15 protein-coding genes and 1 riboswitch are annotated in these 16,725 nt (G+C 38.7%); of the genes, 14 read left to right on the top strand and 1 reads right to left on the bottom strand.

The genetic code is table 11. The features are described from left to right. Positions 1-5 precede the first annotated feature (5 nt). The 7 genes from C7958_RS01565 to C7958_RS01535 all read left to right on the top strand — a co-directional run bounded on the left by C7958_RS01565 (position 6) and on the right by C7958_RS01535 (position 8,449). On the top strand, positions 6-491 hold the full coding sequence (locus tag C7958_RS01565) for a (2Fe-2S)-binding protein (RefSeq protein WP_111570901.1): 486 nt from the start codon (positions 6-8) through the stop codon (positions 489-491). Beyond that, the gene (locus C7958_RS01560; RefSeq protein WP_111570900.1) at positions 484-1,830 is read left to right on the top strand and encodes a xanthine dehydrogenase family protein molybdopterin-binding subunit; all 1,347 of its coding nucleotides are present in this window, start codon (positions 484-486) and stop codon (positions 1,828-1,830) included. The genes C7958_RS01565 and C7958_RS01560 overlap by 8 nt, the downstream gene beginning before the upstream one ends. Then, complete coding sequence (locus C7958_RS01555; protein ID WP_111570899.1) at positions 1,830-2,831, top strand: xanthine dehydrogenase family protein molybdopterin-binding subunit; 1,002 nt, start codon at positions 1,830-1,832, stop codon at positions 2,829-2,831. Before C7958_RS01560 ends, C7958_RS01555 begins: the two co-directional genes overlap by 1 nt. 136 nt (positions 2,832-2,967) lie before the next feature. Further along, entirely contained in the window at positions 2,968-4,053 is a 1,086-nt protein-coding gene (locus tag C7958_RS01550; RefSeq protein ID WP_111570898.1) for a 4Fe-4S dicluster domain-containing protein, read from the top strand. A gap of 23 nt (positions 4,054-4,076) precedes the next feature. Next, entirely contained in the window at positions 4,077-5,828 is a 1,752-nt protein-coding gene (gene ade, locus C7958_RS01545) for an adenine deaminase (protein WP_111570897.1), read from the top strand. A gap of 149 nt (positions 5,829-5,977) precedes the next feature. After that, positions 5,978-6,077: riboswitch (purine riboswitch) on the top strand. Between the two features lie 382 nt (positions 6,078-6,459). Further along, positions 6,460-7,776 (top strand): NCS2 family permease, encoded by a 1,317-nt coding sequence (locus C7958_RS01540; RefSeq protein WP_111570896.1) that lies wholly within the window; start codon positions 6,460-6,462, stop codon positions 7,774-7,776. A 322-nt stretch (positions 7,777-8,098) separates the two neighbouring features. Then, positions 8,099-8,449 carry a cupin domain-containing protein gene (locus C7958_RS01535; RefSeq protein WP_111570895.1) on the top strand — a complete coding sequence of 117 codons (351 nt, stop codon included), beginning with the start codon at positions 8,099-8,101 and terminating at the stop codon, positions 8,447-8,449. A 109-nt stretch (positions 8,450-8,558) separates the two neighbouring features. On the opposite strand, the gene C7958_RS01530 is transcribed toward C7958_RS01535, so the two are convergent. Then, positions 8,559-9,080, bottom strand: a complete 522-nt coding sequence (locus C7958_RS01530; RefSeq protein ID WP_111570894.1) for a TlpA family protein disulfide reductase — start codon at positions 9,078-9,080, stop codon at positions 8,559-8,561. Between the two features lie 528 nt (positions 9,081-9,608). Between C7958_RS01530 and C7958_RS01525 the strand changes: the two genes are divergently transcribed. The 7 genes from C7958_RS01525 to C7958_RS01495 all read left to right on the top strand — a co-directional run bounded on the left by C7958_RS01525 (position 9,609) and on the right by C7958_RS01495 (position 16,627). Further along, positions 9,609-10,859 (top strand): adenosylhomocysteinase, encoded by a 1,251-nt coding sequence (locus tag C7958_RS01525; RefSeq protein WP_111570893.1) that lies wholly within the window; start codon positions 9,609-9,611, stop codon positions 10,857-10,859. 98 nt (positions 10,860-10,957) lie between these two features. Continuing rightward, a complete protein-coding gene (gene larA, locus C7958_RS01520) occupies positions 10,958-12,208 on the top strand; it encodes a nickel-dependent lactate racemase (RefSeq protein WP_111570892.1) in 1,251 nt (416 codons plus the stop codon). A gap of 85 nt (positions 12,209-12,293) precedes the next feature. Next, complete coding sequence (locus tag C7958_RS01515) at positions 12,294-13,232, top strand: AAA family ATPase (protein ID WP_220084768.1); 939 nt, start codon at positions 12,294-12,296, stop codon at positions 13,230-13,232. Then, positions 13,225-14,571 carry a DUF58 domain-containing protein gene (locus tag C7958_RS01510; protein WP_111570891.1) on the top strand — a complete coding sequence of 449 codons (1,347 nt, stop codon included), beginning with the start codon at positions 13,225-13,227 and terminating at the stop codon, positions 14,569-14,571. Before C7958_RS01515 ends, C7958_RS01510 begins: the two co-directional genes overlap by 8 nt. Next, entirely contained in the window at positions 14,552-15,385 is an 834-nt protein-coding gene (locus tag C7958_RS01505; RefSeq protein WP_111570890.1) for a hypothetical protein, read from the top strand. The genes C7958_RS01510 and C7958_RS01505 overlap by 20 nt, the downstream gene beginning before the upstream one ends. 9 nt (positions 15,386-15,394) lie before the next feature. Continuing rightward, a complete protein-coding gene (locus C7958_RS01500; RefSeq protein ID WP_111570889.1) occupies positions 15,395-16,006 on the top strand; it encodes a DUF4129 domain-containing protein in 612 nt (203 codons plus the stop codon). 102 nt (positions 16,007-16,108) lie between these two features. Next, a complete protein-coding gene (locus tag C7958_RS01495; RefSeq protein ID WP_111570888.1) occupies positions 16,109-16,627 on the top strand; it encodes an alpha/beta hydrolase family protein in 519 nt (172 codons plus the stop codon). The last annotated feature ends 98 nt before the right edge of the window (positions 16,628-16,725 follow it).

Here is a 16,725-nt window from a genome sequence, read left to right as displayed (position 1 = left end):
AGCTGATGCAGATTACATTTACAGTTAATGGAGAAGAAAGAGAATTGGAAGTTACTCCCTATACCAGGCTGCTCGATTTATTGAGAGAAGATCTCGGTTTAACAGGAGTTAAAGAAGGCTGTGGTAAAGGTGAGTGCGGAGCCTGTACAGTAATTATGAACGGAGAACTAACAGCTTCCTGTCTGGTTCCAGCTCCACAGGCAGACCAGGCAGAGATTTTAACAGTAGAAGGATTGGGAACAAGGGATGATCTACATCCAATTCAGGAATCATTTGTGGAAGCAGGAGCAGTTCAATGCGGCTACTGTATTCCCGGTATGATTTTAGCAGGCAAAAGACTGCTGGATGAAAATCCTGAGCCAACAGAAAAAGAAGTACGCTACGGATTATCCGGTAATATCTGCCGCTGTACCGGTTATGCCAAGATTATCGATGCTGTCATGCTGGCAGCAGATAAACTTGCAGTTGAAGGAAGTGATAGCAGTGACTGATCAGAATAAAAGAATTAAGGATTATTTCTGTAAACATACAACCCGCTGTACAATCGAAGGAGTTAAAAAAAGCAAGCGTTTTGTTGGTCATGATGTGCTAAAAGCAGATGCCTGGGACAAGGTAACTGGAGAAGCCGTTTATCCTGACGATATATTTTTCGATGATCTGCTTTACGTTAAAATTAAAAGGGCAGTCCATCCTCATGCAATTTTAAAAGATATAGATATTTCGCAGGCTAAAAAAGTAAATGGTGTTGTTGATATTGTTATTGCGGAAGATATTCCGGATGTCAGACAGTTTGGATTGATCATCAGAGATCAACCTGTTTTAATTGCCCCCGGAGAAAAGATGCGCTATATGGGGGATCCACTGGCAATAGTTGTTGCCGAAACAAAAGAAGCAGCTAAAAAAGCAAGGGATCTAATTAAAGTTAAGGTGGAAGAATTGGAAGTCATCACCGACCCTTTCCGGGCGATGGAGGATGATGCTCCGGATATTCATCCAGATGGAAACATAGTAATCACTCATCATCTAAATCGGGGTGATGTTGACGAGGCTTTTAAGAATTCAGCAATAGTGGAAGAAAATCGCTATCAGACTCAGTTTATCGATCAGCTGCCAATGCAGAATGAAGCCGGAGTTGCTCTTTACGATGAGCGCCGGGGAGTAGTTAATATCTGGGCTGCAACTCAGTGGCTGCATGATACTCAGGCCGATGTTGCTCAGTCTTTAAGATTATCAAAAGATCAGATCAGAATTATTCAGCCTACAATTGGTGGCGCTTTTGGTAAAAAAGAGGATGTTTCAGTCCATATTCACCTGGCTATTGCAGCAATGAGGACCGGTAGACCGGTTAAGCTCTGTTTTACCAGAGAAGAATCAATGATTACTCAGTCCAAACGGCATCCAATTACAATTATCAATAAAACTGGAGTAGATCGTGATGGTTATTTAACCGCCTGGGAAACTAAGTTTATTGGAGATACAGGAGCCTATGCTTCCAGTGGACCGGCAGTTGTGCACAAGGGAATGTACCATGCAACAGGACCCTATAACTGTCCTAATTTACGTGGTGTCTCACATGCAGTTTATACCAATAATACCTATGCTGGTGCGATGCGTGGTTTTGGTACTGCTCAGGGAGCTTTTGCCTATGAACAGCAGATGGATATTCTGGCAGAAAAGTTAAGTATAGATCCGGCAGAATTTAGACTCAAAAACATCTATCAAAAAGACTCAATTACTCCTAACGGTCAGCAGCTTACTCACAGTGTAAATGCAGAAGAAACAATCAAAAGAGTGATGGAGCTCAGTGACTGGAAAGGGGGCAGAAAATAATGAAAAAATTTGGACGCGGACTGGCAACAATCATGTTTGGATTTGGTTATGGTGAGGGTTTTCCTGACCATTCTATTGCCTCAATTGAAATTAAAGAAGATGAGCGGATAGTAATTAGAACAGCTGCAGCCGATGTGGGACAGGGAGTTATTACAACTGTGATTCAGATTGCAGCAGAGATTTTAAGAATAAATCCCAATTATTTTGAAGTGGTTCAGGGTGATACCCATAAAACTAAAAATTCAGGTTCAACCTCTGCTACCCGGCAGACCTATTTTACCGGTAATGCAGTTAAAAAAGCAGCCGAAGATTTGCTGGCCAATCTATACCACTACGGCAGTTTAGAATTTCGCAGCAACCATCCTGAAATTGCAATTGAGGATGGAAAAATCTATATGTATGATGACCCGGACGATTATATTAGCTACTGGGAAATGGCAGAAAGAGTTAGAGAAAGAGGTAAAAAATTAGAAGCAGAAGGAAGTTTCTTTCCTGTAACCTACAGCCCTGATCAAAACGGTCAGGCAGACAAAGTCTATGTAGCCTATACTTTCCTCTCTCAGGTGATTGATATTGAAATTGACACAGATACCGGCACAATTGATCTCCTGGATGTTTATACAGCCGTTGATTTAGGGAAAGCAATTAATCCCAAAAATGTTGAAGGCCAGATTGAAGGTGGAACTGTTCAGGGGCTGGGAATGGGAATGATGGAAGACCAGGTAATCCGCAATGGTAAAACACTCAATGCCGGCATGACAGATTATCTGGTGCCGACAAGTGTTGATATCCCTAAATTCAAGCACTATCTGGTTGAAGAAGAAGATTCTGAAGGACCTTTTGGAGCCAAAGGAGTTGGAGAACCGACTTTGATTGCAGCGGCACCTGCTCTGGCTAATGCTGTTTATGATGCAATCGGAGTTAGATTTTTTGATTTACCGATTAGTCCCTCAAAAATCAAAAAGGCTTTAAAAGAGAAAGAAAAGGAAGAAAATAGTTAAAGCCAGAGATTTACCTGACATCATCCTTGCTCATTGACATAAGCGAGGCTTTCTCGGCTAAATTCGGTAAGTTAACTGAAAGCAGATAAACCAGTCGAAATTACAGCAATTAAATATAAACAGGAGAGTGAAAAAAATGGCTGATATAAGTGTTAAACTGTTTGATTTTACTTTGAAAAATCCGGTAATGCCAGCTGCAGGACCACCGATTAAAGATTTTAAAATGGCAAAAAAAGCAAAAGCAGGTGGTACCGGGGCAATTGTAACCAAGACTATTTCTACAAAAGCAGCTGAGGTTCCCCGTCCCAATATGGCTCAAACCAGAGGTGGTTTTATGAACACAGAACTCTGGTCAGAAATGGGACCGGAGCACTGGTTAAAAAATGAATATCCTAAAATTAAGGATTTAGGGCTGCCGGTAATTGTGGGTTTAGGTTACAGTGCCGAGCAAATCAGTGAGCTGGTTCAAAAAATTGAGCCCTATGCTGATGCCTTCGAATTATCAACTCATTATTTAGGCAGTGATACTTCTCCGGTTGTAGAAAGTATTAAAGCTGCAAAAAAAGCTACTGATAAACCGGTAATGGTTAAATTGAGTCCGCAGATTGATATACCTAAATTTGCAAAGGCTGCAGCAGAGGCTGGAGCTGATGGACTTGTTTTAATCAATTCTTTTGGACCAACTCTTGATTTTGATATAGACAGCGGTCGACCGCTGATGGGAAGTGAAGATGGTTATGGCTGGCTTTCCGGAGAGGCAATTTTCCCGCTGGCCTTAAGAGCGGTTTTTCAGGCTGTTCAGACTGTGGATATTCCAGTTTTAGCTGTTGGTGGAATTTCTACCGGAGCCGATGCTGTTAAAATGATTATGGCCGGTGCTCAGGCGGTTCAAACCTGTACAGCAGCCATTCTTAAGGGTCCTGAAATTTACGGTAAAATTGCCGAAGAAATTGATCAATATTTAGAAAAACATGGTTATCAGAATCTGGACGAGATTAGAGGTCTGGCTCAGAAGGCAGCTCCGGAAGCAGCAAATTACGAAACAAGGGTGCCTAAAATCAAAAGAGATAACTGTACTGGCTGTGGACTCTGTATTATTAGCTGTGTTTATGATGCCAACTATTTAGATCAGGAAAATAAAATTGTGATCGATGCTGAAAAATGTGCCGGCTGCGGCCTCTGTGTGACCCGCTGTAATTTTGAGGCTCTGGCACTGGCATAATAGGATAGAGAAAGGGGGAGCTTATGCTGAGAAAAGAATTACTAAAACAGGCACGAGGGTTGGAAAAAGCCGATAAAGTATTTAAAAATGCGGTGATTGTGGATGTCTTTAATGAGCGGCTGCTCGAAAATGATATAGCTGTTGCGGATGGGATTATTATTGGAATCGGTGATTATCAGGGAAAAGAAGAAATCGATCTGGGAGGGAGAATAGTTACTCCTGGCTTAATTGATGCTCACCTGCATATAGAATCTTCGATGACCAATGTGGATGAGTTTGCGCGGGTGATTATTCCCCGGGGGACAACTACCATAGTCGCTGATCCCCACGAAATTGCCAATGTAGCCGGTTTAACCGGGATTAAATACTTGCTAAAAGCCGGTAATTCTCAGCCCTGGAATTTTAATTTAATGCTCCCTTCCTGTGTCCCAGCTTCTAAATTTGAGAATTCAGGTGCTAAACTTTCGGCAGCTGATCTGAAGACATTAATTGATGAAAAAGGAATTTTTGGACTGGGAGAAGTTATGGACTTTCCTTCAGTTATTAATGGAGATCCCGAAATCTGGGACAAAATCGAAATGGCTTCTGATTTATTTAAAGATGGACATGCACCTGGATTATCCGAAAATGATTTAAATGCCTATCTACTGGCAGACATTAAAGCTGATCATGAGGCAACAACAGCTGAGGAAGCGCTGGAGAAGGTTGCCAAGGGGATGTATATTATGATCAGAGAAGGTTCGGTCACCAGAGATTTAGTCAGCCTGCTGCCTGCTGTTAACAGCAGCAATTCTTCTCGATTCTTATTTGCAACAGATGACAGACATCCAGGTGATTTAATTAAAGAAGGCCAGATTGATTTTGCAGTCAGGAAGGCAATTCAGTACGGGCTTTCCCCTTTAAGAGCAGTTAAGATGGCAACTATCAATGCCGCAGAAGCTCTGGGAATGAAAAAGCTGGGAGCCATTGCTCCCGGTTATCAGGCGGATTTATTGGTCTTTGATAATTTGCGAGAATTTGAAGTTAAAAAAGTTTACAAAGATGGACGGCTGGTTGCTGAAGATGGAACTTTACTTAAATCAATTGATGATAAGATTTCCCTGGAGCGAGAAGATTTTATGAACCAGGAAATTGAGGAAAAGATCTTTAATTCAATTAGAGTTGGCGAAATTTCGGAGGCTGATTTTCTACTGCCGGCTGCCAGAAAATATAGAGTTATCGAATTGATCAAAGATCAGGTAGTGACTGGAGAGTCCTTTTATCAGACGGAGGCAGAATATGAGGGAGAACCCCCTGCAATTGAGTTGATTGGCCATAATCTGGTTAAACTGGCTGTTGTAGAAAGACACCATCAGACAGGAAATGTTGGGCTGGGTCTGCTCCGCAATTTTGGTCTGCGCCAGGGTGCGATTGCAACTTCAATCGGCCATGATGCTCACAATATAATAGTTGCCGGAGTTGGGGCTGAGGATATGGAAGCTGCTGTTAGAGAAATTGAAAAGATGCAGGGTGGTCTGGTGATTGTTGTTGATGGTAAAGTGAAAGCATCACTGGCTTTACCCGTAGCCGGTTTAATGGCTGTTAAGTCAGTCAAAGAAGTTGCAAACTGCTTAAATAAAATGAGGGAGATCGCAAATGATCTGGGAGTTAGCAGGGATGGCCCTTTTATGACTTTATCTTTTATGGCCTTAACTGTAATTCCAGAACTTAAATTGACTGACCAGGGATTATTTGATGTTAATAAATTCGAAAAGGTTGAGTTGATTATAGAATGATTTAAAAGCCTATTTTAAATATTGTATTTATGTATTTTTAGAAACTGATTTTAAAAGTTTATTGACAAGCTGCTCAACATTATCTATAATAATAGATGGAATTAAAGTCAGCTCATTATTTTTAAAATATGTAAATAATTATATATAAAAATTAAATTTTAAATAGGCCTCGTATAATTGTGATGATATGGTTCACAAGTTTCTAGTGTCAGCCGATAACTGACAACTATGAGGGAAATAAATTAGTCTATCTGTTTTAAAAAAGGGAAATCTTTATCAATTTTAGTGGGTAAAGTAAAGCAGTAGATCTAATTTATACATGGAGCCCATGTTTTATCTTTCGGATAAACCCGTGAAGGTAGATTCCTCTTAGTTGAGGTATCTATTTTTGCGGGTTTTTTGTTTTTGATAGGTAAATAGCGTACTAAAAAGAAGACTCAGAGTGACGGCCTCGATGGCCTAATGCTGAGCCAACCATGCGCTCTAAAAAGAAGACTCAGAGTGACGGCCTCGATGGCCTAATGCTGAGCCGACCATGCGCTCTAAAAAGAAGGCTCAGTGAACGAAGGGTGGTGAAAACTTTAATTCAGCTTTAGATATCTAGACAAAAAATAAGGAGGGTATTTAATTAATGACTAATAACAATGGAACTTTAGAAAATTTATTTAAGTTAAAAGAAAACAATACTGATGTGAAGACTGAGGTTATTGCTGGTTTTACTACTTTTATGACAATGGCTTATATTATTTTTGTTAATCCGAATATTTTAAGTGCTGCAGGAATGCCTTTTGATGGAGTATTTATTGCTACTATCATGGGTGCAATTTTAGGTACACTGGCAATGGCATTTTTAACTAATTATCCCTTTGCTCTGGCTTCTGGAATGGGTCTTAATGCATTTTTTGCCTATTCTGTAGTTATTGGGATGGGAGTTACCTGGCAGGCGGCACTGGGAATTATATTCCTGGAAGGTATTATCTTTATTATTTTGAGTGTGACCCCTGTTAGAGAAATGATTGTAAACAGTATTCCGATGGCTCTAAAAACGGGTATCAGTACAGGTATTGGTTTATTTATTGCCTTTATCGGTCTGCAGAATGCCGGTATTGTAGTTCAGGATGATGCAACATTAGTTGCTATGGGTAGTGTTCTGACAGGTCCTGGCCTGGTTGCTTTATTTGGTCTGATCGTAACAGGTATTTTACATGCGAAAAAGGTAAAAGGTGCTCTTCTCTGGGGTATCCTGGCATCTACAGCTTTTGGTTGGATTAATGGTGTAACACCTGCTTTTAGTGGTGTAGTTGCAATGCCGCAGATGGCTGACTGGTCAGAAGTATTATTTCAGTTAGATATTGGCTCAGCTTTAAGTATGGGGATGTTTGGAGTTCTACTCTCATTCCTCTTTGTAGATATGTTTGATACAGCTGGGACTTTAGTTGGTGTAAGTCAGCAGGCTGGTTACTTAGATGAAAATGGAGATCTACCAAAAGCAAGTAAGGCTCTTTTAGCTGATGCTATTGGTACTACTGGTGGTGCTTTATTTGGTACAAGTACAGTAACAACATATGTTGAGTCTGCTTCTGGTGTAGCTGAAGGTGGACGTACAGGTCTAACCGGAGTAGTAGTTTCTATACTATTCTTCCTGGCATTATTCTTTAGACCTTTAATTGGAATAGTTCCTGGAGCTGCAACTGCACCTGCTTTAATTGTTGTTGGTACCATGATGATGACTAATATTACAAAACTTGACTGGGATGACTTTACTGAAATCCTGCCTGCTTTTATAGCTATGATTGCTATGCCTTTAACTTATTCAATCTCTAATGGTATTGCACTTGGATTTATTGTTTATCCATTAGTTAAGCTCTTTACTGGTAAAGGAAAAGATGTACACTGGTTAGTATATGTCTTAGGTATAGTATTTGTCTTCTATTTTATCGTTCACTAAGAAAAATTAGAAATTAAATATATTCGAATTATGAATTCAAAGGCTGGACTCTTAAGAGGGTTCAGTCTTTTTTTAGGTTCTTTCTTAGCTTAGAGATAAAAAATTAGGAATTAACTGTGATTTATAATATATTAAGAGCTCAAATATTAAAATTCAAAATATAAAGTTAGGGTAAAACATCGTGTAAAATAGTTATTTTAAATTGCATTCATAACTTGATATACTAAATATAGAACAAAATTTGACTGCCGATTAATTGTCATTTTAACTGTTCAAAATAACTATTAGAGTTGAATATAATTTGAAAGTGGAGGTGTTAATTATGGAAAAATTTAATTTAGCCGATTATACTACAGTTCCCGAAAAAAGTGTAGCCAAAAGAGTTATCTATTCGGATCAAAATACGCTGGCTTTTGTTTTAAATATAGCACCTGGTGAATCACTGCCTGATCATACTCATTTTGAGTCTACTGTTCTGCTGCAGGTGATTAGCGGTACGGCCAGGTTAATTGTTGATGATAAGTCATATAATATTCAGGAAAAAGATTTAACTAAAATTGATGGGCCAGAAACTATGTCAGTCCATAATACTGGTGGTGAAGATTTAGTACTTTATGTTACGATTTCACCCCTGCCAACTGATGAAAAATATGCCAGGAATGCTGATTTTTAAGCTTGATTAGCTGAAAGAGTTGGTATTGTAAATTATAGAAGTAAATATATTAGAAGCCACATGCAGATTTAATAAACCTACATGTGGCTTTTTTCTAAATAACATTTATTTATTTTTCAATTCTATTTAGTTCCAGCATCCGCTCATAGCTTACTGCTCCAACAACTTTTTCTTTAATAATTCCATTCTTATCTAAAAAATAACTGGTCGGGATTCCTCTAACTAAATAATTTTGAGCTGTGCTTTTATCAGTATCTAAGAGCACAGAGAAATTAAGTCCATTTTCCATCATAAAATTAGCAGCTGTAGATTTATTTTCACCAACATTTACTGCCAGAATAACAACTTCTTTTCCGTATTCTTCGTGGAGTTTCTGCATATCCGGCATTTCTTTTCTACAGGGAGGACACCAGCTGGCCCAGAAGTTAAGAAAAACTTTCTGACCCCGGTAATCACTTAGATTTACTTCCTGATCATTCATATTTTTTAAAGTAAAATCTGGTGCCTGCATACCTATCTCTGTACCTACTTCAGCAGAAACTACTGCATTTCCGGGTGACTGCAGAAAGAAAAAGGAAAGCCCACCTACTATCAGAGCAGCGATTAAAAATATTGAAATCTTTTTTTGCATTATTTACCCCTCCAATTCAAGTTCAATTTTATCCTACTTCTAATTATATAAGTAAAACGCTCCAATTTCCAGTTTTTTAGAGCAAAATATCGCAAAAAAAGGATATTGTTTTAAATTAAAATCAGTTAAAAGACCTTTTTTGACTGCTTCAAAATTATTATCAAAAACATCAGGCTGATTTCGAACTAAACTGCTGCGGGTTAGGATAGTAATTACGGGAGATAAAGATGGTCCATCTTCAGAATTATATTCAAAAATTTACTCTAAAGTAAAGAAATTTTAGAATAAGATTCTAAAATAATATGAGTAAATTTGTTCGGGATAAAGTTTGATAGTTTATATTCTGGAACTTAAATAGATTTTGAATATGATAGATTTTTCTTTTCATTACTCTAATCTATGATAAAATGATAATAAGAGGAAAATTCGGATAATGATTTTGAAACTAGATTGATAAATAATGATTTATTAGTTTAAATTTTTTCTAAAGTCTTGTCATCTTTATCAAATTTAATGAGGAGGATAATTATGATTACTAAATCAACACTTAGAAATCCAGAATTAGCAGAAGAAGGCTGGCGTAAGATCCAGTGGGTGGCAGATAAAATGGATATTTTAAATGAAATCTTAGCAGATCACAAAGAATCACAGCCGCTGGCAGGCAAAAAGGTGGCGATCTGTCTTCATTTAGAAGCCAAGACCGCCTATATGGCTTATGTGATCAGTCAGCTGGGAGCAGATGTGGCTATCGCAGGCAGCAATCCACTTTCAACCCAGGATGATGTGGCAGCAGGACTGGCCGCTCACGGAATAATGGTTCACAGCTGGTATGGTTCAACAGCTGAGGAATATAAGGAGCATTTGAATAAGGTTTTAAATATTGAGCCGGATTTAATTATCGATGATGGTGGAGATATGGTTGAGACTCTACATACAGAGAGAAAAGAGCTTTTAGAAAACATCATCGGTGGGGCAGAAGAAACAACAACCGGAATTCACCGCCTGGAAGCAATGGAAGGTGATGGAACTCTAGCTTTTCCGATGATGGCAGTTAATGATGCTAAATGTAAATCACTATTTGATAACCGCTATGGGACCGGCCAGTCTGTCTGGGATGGAATTATGAGGACAACCAATCTGGTAGTTGCAGGTAAAACTGCAGTTGTTGCTGGTTATGGCTGGTGTGGTAAAGGTGTAGCCATGAGAGCAAAAGGTCTGGGAGCCAGAGTAGTAGTAACTGAGATCGATCCAGTTAAAGCCAGTGAAGCCTGGATGGATGGTTTTGAAGTAATGCCGATGCAGGAAGCAGCTAAAAAAGGAGATTTCTTTATTACAGTAACTGGCTGTAAGGATGTAATTGACGAAGAAGATTTAAAAGTAATGAAAGATGGAGCTATTTTAGCCAATGCCGGTCATTTTGATGTAGAGGTTTCCAAACCAGCCTTAAATAAGCTGGCTGTGGAAGTTACAGAAGCCAGACAGAATATCAGAAAGTTTGAAATGGAAGACGGCCGCAAGCTTTATCTCCTGGCAGATGGCAGACTGGTTAATCTGGCAGCAGGGGATGGTCATCCAGCCGAAATTATGGATATGACTTTTGCCCTGCAGTTATCATCACTGTTATATTTAAATCACAATCAAAATCTGGATGCCCAGGTTTACAATATTCCTGATGATATCGACAATATGGTAGCAGAATACAAACTTCAGTCATTAGGACTGGAAATTGATCAGCTGACAGAAGAGCAGGAAGCCTACATTAACAGCTGGGAAAACTAATATATATTTTTAGGTACCAGGTACAAAAACACGTTTTTGTACCTGGTACAGAAGAAATGATTCACAAAGATTGAGAATTGAGGAGAGTAAAAGCAGAAATGAAATTAAAATATGGAAGAGAAAATTTAGAATTTGAGATTGAGAGCAGTAGAGTATTAGATGTTTTAAAAGCAAATGAAAAAGAAGGCTTAAAAAATCCTCTTGCAGAAGTGGAAAGTGCCTTAGAGGATCCGATTGGTACAGCTCCTCTGGCAGAGCTTTTAGCTGCCAGGGAAATAAATGAGCTGGTAATTATAGTTAATGATGTAACCCGCTATACCCCCTATAATTATCTGCTGCCACCACTGCTAAAAACTATTTCTGAGGCCGGGATTAAAAATGAGCAGGTAACATTCATTGTTGCCACCGGGGTGCACAGTCCCCATTCTGATGAGCAGAACAGAGAAATTTTTGGGGAAGAGATAGATGACAATTATAATTTTATTCATCATGACTGTGATCAGGACTTAGTTGACTTAGGCCAACTGAGTACCGGCAATCAGCTTCAGATTAATAAAAAAGTGGCAGATGCAGATTTTTTAATTACTACTGGGGTTATTTTACCCCATTATATGGCCGGGTTTTCTGGAGGCAGGAAATCAATTTTGCCGGGAGTTGCCGGCAGGGAAAGTATTGAAAACAATCATGCAATGATGGTTGAGGTAACAGAAGAACAGCCTGCTTTAGAGGCCAACCCAATCAGCAGAGAAATGTTTGAGGCGGCAGAAAAAGTTGGAGTAGACTTTATTCTCAATGTAGTCACCAACAGCAGCCGGGAAATAGTTCAGGTTGTCGCCGGTGATTACCGACAGGCCTGGGAGGCCAGAATTGCTCAATCTGCAGAAATGTATCATCTACCTCTGGCAGAAAAAGCTGAGGCAGCAGTAGTTAGCTCAGGAGGATTTCCCCGGGATATCAATCTTTATCAGGCCCAGAAAGCGCTGGACCATGCAGATCATGCTGTCAAAAAAGGTGGGACAATTATCTGGGTTGCAGAATGTTCAGAAGGCTATGGAGAAGAACGTTTTCAAAACTGGATGGACGAGGCTCAAAAACCTGAGGACAATATAACTCGAATTAAAAAGAAATTTTTAATCGGCGGCCATAAAGCTTTTGCGATTTCTAAAGTAGCTGCCGAAAAGGAAATTATTTTAATTTCAAGTTTAAGTCAGGAACAGACAGAAAATATATTTGCAAAGAAAAAAGACACTATTCAGGCGGCAGTTGATTATCTGGAAGAAAAATATCAGGGGGATTATTCAGCCTATATAATGCCCCAGGGTAGTTTAACAGTTCCGGTTGTAAAATAATTCACTTGTACCAGGTACCATAAAACGTTTTAGGTACCTGGTACCTATAATGGTGCCTATAAATAAAACATAAGAGGTGTATTAATTGCAGAATATCGAAAAAGTGCAGAAAATCATTGACAATGTGGAAGAAGTAATTTTAGGTAAAAATCGGGTGATTAAGCTTGCGCTGGCAGCAATGATGGCTGAGGGACATATTCTATTTGAAGATGTACCGGGAGTTGGAAAAACAATTCTGGTGCGTTCTCTGGCCCAATCAATTGGCTGTTCATTTAAACGAGTCCAGTTTACTCCTGATCTTTTACCTTCAGATATTACAGGTGTTTCAATTTATAATCAAAAGAACAATGAATTTGAATTTAGAGAGGGTCCGATTTTATCACAGGTTGTGCTGGCAGATGAGATAAATAGAGCTACACCCAGAACTCAGTCAGCACTTTTAGAGAGTATGGCTGAAAAACAGATTACTGTGGAAGGAATAAGCCGCCGACTTGCTGATCCTTTTATAGTAATGGCCACTCAAAATCCAATTGAGTATGATGGAACCTTTCCCCTGCCGGAAGCACAGCTTGACCGCTTTTTAATCAGGCTGGAAATTGGTTATCCGGAATCAGTAGATGAACAGCAGATTTTAGAAAATTTACAGCTGCAGCACCCGGTGGAAACACTGGAGGCAGTGATGACTGACCAGGAATTTATTGAGCTGCAGGATGATGTTAAAAAAGTCCATGTTGATCAGAAGCTGAGAAAATATATAGTAGAACTGGTTAATCAGAGCCGTAATCATAGTGATCTGGAACTGGGAGCCAGCCCCAGAGGAAGTATTGCCTTAATGAAGATGGCTCAGGCCTGGGCGGTAGTTAATGAGCGGGACTATATTATTCCGGATGACATTAAAGAAATTGCCCCTGCTGTTCTGGCTCACCGCTTAATTATTAAGTCCAAAAGTCGTTTGAGGGGTGCGGATAAAGAAAAAATCATTGATGAGATTGTTAGAAGAACAGAGGTGCCGGTAATTGATTAATTTTTTAGCACTGGGTTTAGTAACCTATCTGGGAGGAGCAGTTTTACAGCGCACAATTTTATTTAAGCTGGCCTATTTTTTCCTCCTCTTTCATTTTATAATTAAATATTATCATTATAATATTTCTAAAAACTTAAAAATTTCTCATCAGCTTAAAAATGATCATCTATTTTTCAATGAACAGATTGAGACAATCATTGAGGTTGAAAACAACAGTTTTCTGCCCATTCTCTGGTTAAAATTAGAAGAATTTCTTCCCGGGGAGCTGAGCACTTTAGAAGAACAGCACTTAAGTTATTTTAAAGCAGGTGAAAAAAAGGAATGGCGTTTTCAGCTGAGGGCAAAAAAGAGGGGCCTTTATAAGATTGGTCCTTTGAGATGGGAAATGGGAGATTTTCTGGGATATGAGCTGACAAAAGGCGAGCTGGAGGAACTTGAAGTTTATATTTATCCAAAAATTATGGATTTAGAAGAGCTGGGACTTGCCTCCAGAATACCATTTGGTAATTCTAAGTGGCCACAGCCTATCTACAAGGATCCCTATCGCAATGCAGGGATTAGAGAATATCAGCCTTCTGATCGGTTAAACAAAATCCACTGGAAGGCTACAGCAAAAACCGGTGAGCTTAAATCACGCAAAAATGAATCAACTGTTTCAATTGATACTGCTCTGGTTTTAAATATGTCACAGAATGACTATGGACTTAAATTTTTAGAAAGAAAAACGGAGCTGGCTGTAACTGCAGCTGCTTCGATGGCTTATTATTTAAACCGGGCCGGCCACAGCTATAAATTTTTGAGCAATGCAGTTATCGAAGGCAGAGATAAGCAAGAGTTTAATGCCTACCAGGCTCAGATTGCAGAAAATGAAGCCGCTGAAGGTAAGCAGGATTCTACTGCCAAAGCTGAGGCCAACTCTAAGCTTGAGCTGGATAAAAGCGATCAGGAGCAGCAGGATCAGCAAAATTCAGCTGCAGAGATAAGTGCTGATTTTGAAAGTTATTTAAAACTACCTTCTGGAAGTGGGGATGCTCACCTGCAGGAACTTTTAGAACTGCTGGCCAGAGCTGAAATTTCAAAAGCTGATAATTTTCTCAATCTGCTGACAGAAGAGCTCGATCTGGGCTGGGGTGGAACCCTAATTATTTTTACAGAAAAAGATGACCAGGAATTAATGCAGGTTGTGCAAAATCTGCTGCGTCGGGGATATAACATCAAAATAATGATTATGGGTGATGAGCTGGTTCACAGAGAATATCAGCACAAACCATATACAGCGCCACTTTCTATCCATCACCTCAGGCGGGAGCGTGACCTCAATGAAAGCAAAAGAATATAATTTTAAATACAGATATCTCTATCCGATGCTGGGAGTTCTGCTGTATTTTATACTTTCACTAATGTCTTTTTATTTAATCGAAGTTGAATTCGAATTGATGCAGCTGAACAATTCTTTATATCTGCTGTTTTTTCTATTTTTAGTTGAAGCTGTTTTGCATTCTAATGCAGCCCTGGAAGTTAAAATCCCGGCTTTAACCTTTGTGGTAGAATTTGCAGTTTATCTGCTGGCTGTAATTATTTTTAGTGGGCGTTATCAGGGGCTTACTGCTATTTTTACCCTTGCCAATCTTGATCTATTTTTATTCTGGCTGTTTAGCATTTTCATCTGGTATCAGGCAGCAGAATTGTGCCGGATTTTTGAATATTTTCGTAAAGATTTTGATAAAATTTATGACCGTTCAAGTGAAAATTGGAATCTGGAAGAATTTCGCCGCTTACTTGACTATCCAATAATCTGGCCCAGGCTGACCCGTAAGATAAGCTGGCTTAATCTACCGCTTTTTATAATCTGGGCTGCTGTAGGAGAAATGAATTCGACTATTATTTTTCTCACAATTATTTTTTTAGTAATTGAAGTTTTTCTGCTGGCACTGACCTATCTGGATAAAAAAACAGTTGACTGGCGGGTTAACCGGATTAAAGAACCGGCTGCAATCAAAAGCGGCTGGCGGAAGTTTCTATTACTTTTTATTATTTCTGCTCTCCTGTTAGCTTTTCTGCTGCCGGCAAATTATCAGCCACTGCCGATGGATCGGATCAACAGCTTTATAGTTCAGAGGCTGGCTTTAACAGAAATGCCGGAAATAAATTAGGGAGCAAATTTGTCGGAAAATTTGAATTCCGGTGAAGTGCCGGCTGAAGTAGAAGAGGAAGAATCGCCCCTGATAGAAATCTTATTTATTCTAATTCAGATTGCACTGGCTCTGCTTCTGGGTTTTGTTTTGCTGGCTTTAACCCTATTTTTAATCAAATCTGAACTGACAAAAATTAAAAACTTGCCTCAGTTTTTTAAGGCCTTTTACAGTTTTTTAATTGGAGCAATTAAAGATATTTTTACAACAGTTAAGGAAATAAACTTTAATTTAAGTTCCAGCTGGAAGAAGAGACGAGAGAAAAAGAAGGATAAAAAATCGAATAAAAAAGAAGTAAAAGACATAAAAAATATTGACTTAAGTGGAGAGAGTAACTCAATTATTATTAGAATTTACAATTCACTTTTAAAACTCCTCTCACTTAAAGGTATGGGCAAAGATCCTGCGGCAACCCCCTATGAGTACAGTTCTTATCTGCAGGATAAATATCAGGATTTAAAAGAGGAAATTAATAATCTGACCGATATTTTTGTAGAAAGTGCCTACAGTAATCATTCTCTGGGGGAAAATGCGGTCAAGGCAGCAAAATCAATCTGGAAAATCTTGAAAAAGAAGATTTAAACAGTCGGTTTTAAATACTCCAGAAAAAGTGATATTAATCTAGTAATTATGATCTGCTAATTAGATATTTTTTCAAAGATTAAGAAGTTAGGTAGTGCTTGGATGTATAAATATAGAGAAAAAGAAGATCTTGGTGCAATAATTGATCATTTTCAGGGCAGGGAAAATATAAATACAAATAATATATTTCTCTTTGGAGCAAGTCAGGGTGGTCTGGTTTCTGCTCTGACAGCTGAAGAGCGTCGAGAAGATATCAAAGGACTCCTGCTCTTATTTCCGGCATTCTGTATAGCGGATAACTGGAATCAAAAATTTCCGGACTCTGAAGATATTCCCGAAACTCATGAATTCTGGGGAATGAGACTGGGGAGAAATTTTTTTGAGACAATTCAGGGTTATGATGTTTATAAAAATATAGGTAAATACAATAAAAATGTGCAGATATTTGTAGGAGATCAGGATTCGATTGCCACAGCTGCTTCCTGTAAAAAGGCGGAAAAATTGTATTCAAATGTCGAACTTGAAATATTTGCAGGTGAAGGACATGGATTTTCGGAGGCAGCTAACAGAAAAGTTGCAGAGATGACTTATCAATTTGTGCAGCGCAATAAAGACAGCTAAAACAGACTAAAATTAGTGATTTCTAGTCAGTGAAATAAAATATTATAGTATTTCTAAATTCTCCCTGGTATTAATTTATTGGGGAGTTATTTTATTTA

Source organism: Halanaerobium saccharolyticum, from assembly GCF_003259895.1.
In the GTDB taxonomy this organism is placed as follows: Bacteria; Bacillota; Halanaerobiia; order Halanaerobiales; family Halanaerobiaceae; genus Halanaerobium; species Halanaerobium saccharolyticum_A.
The sequence above is the reverse complement of the archived record's forward strand: the minus strand, read 5'-3'. Positions and strand labels throughout refer to the sequence as shown.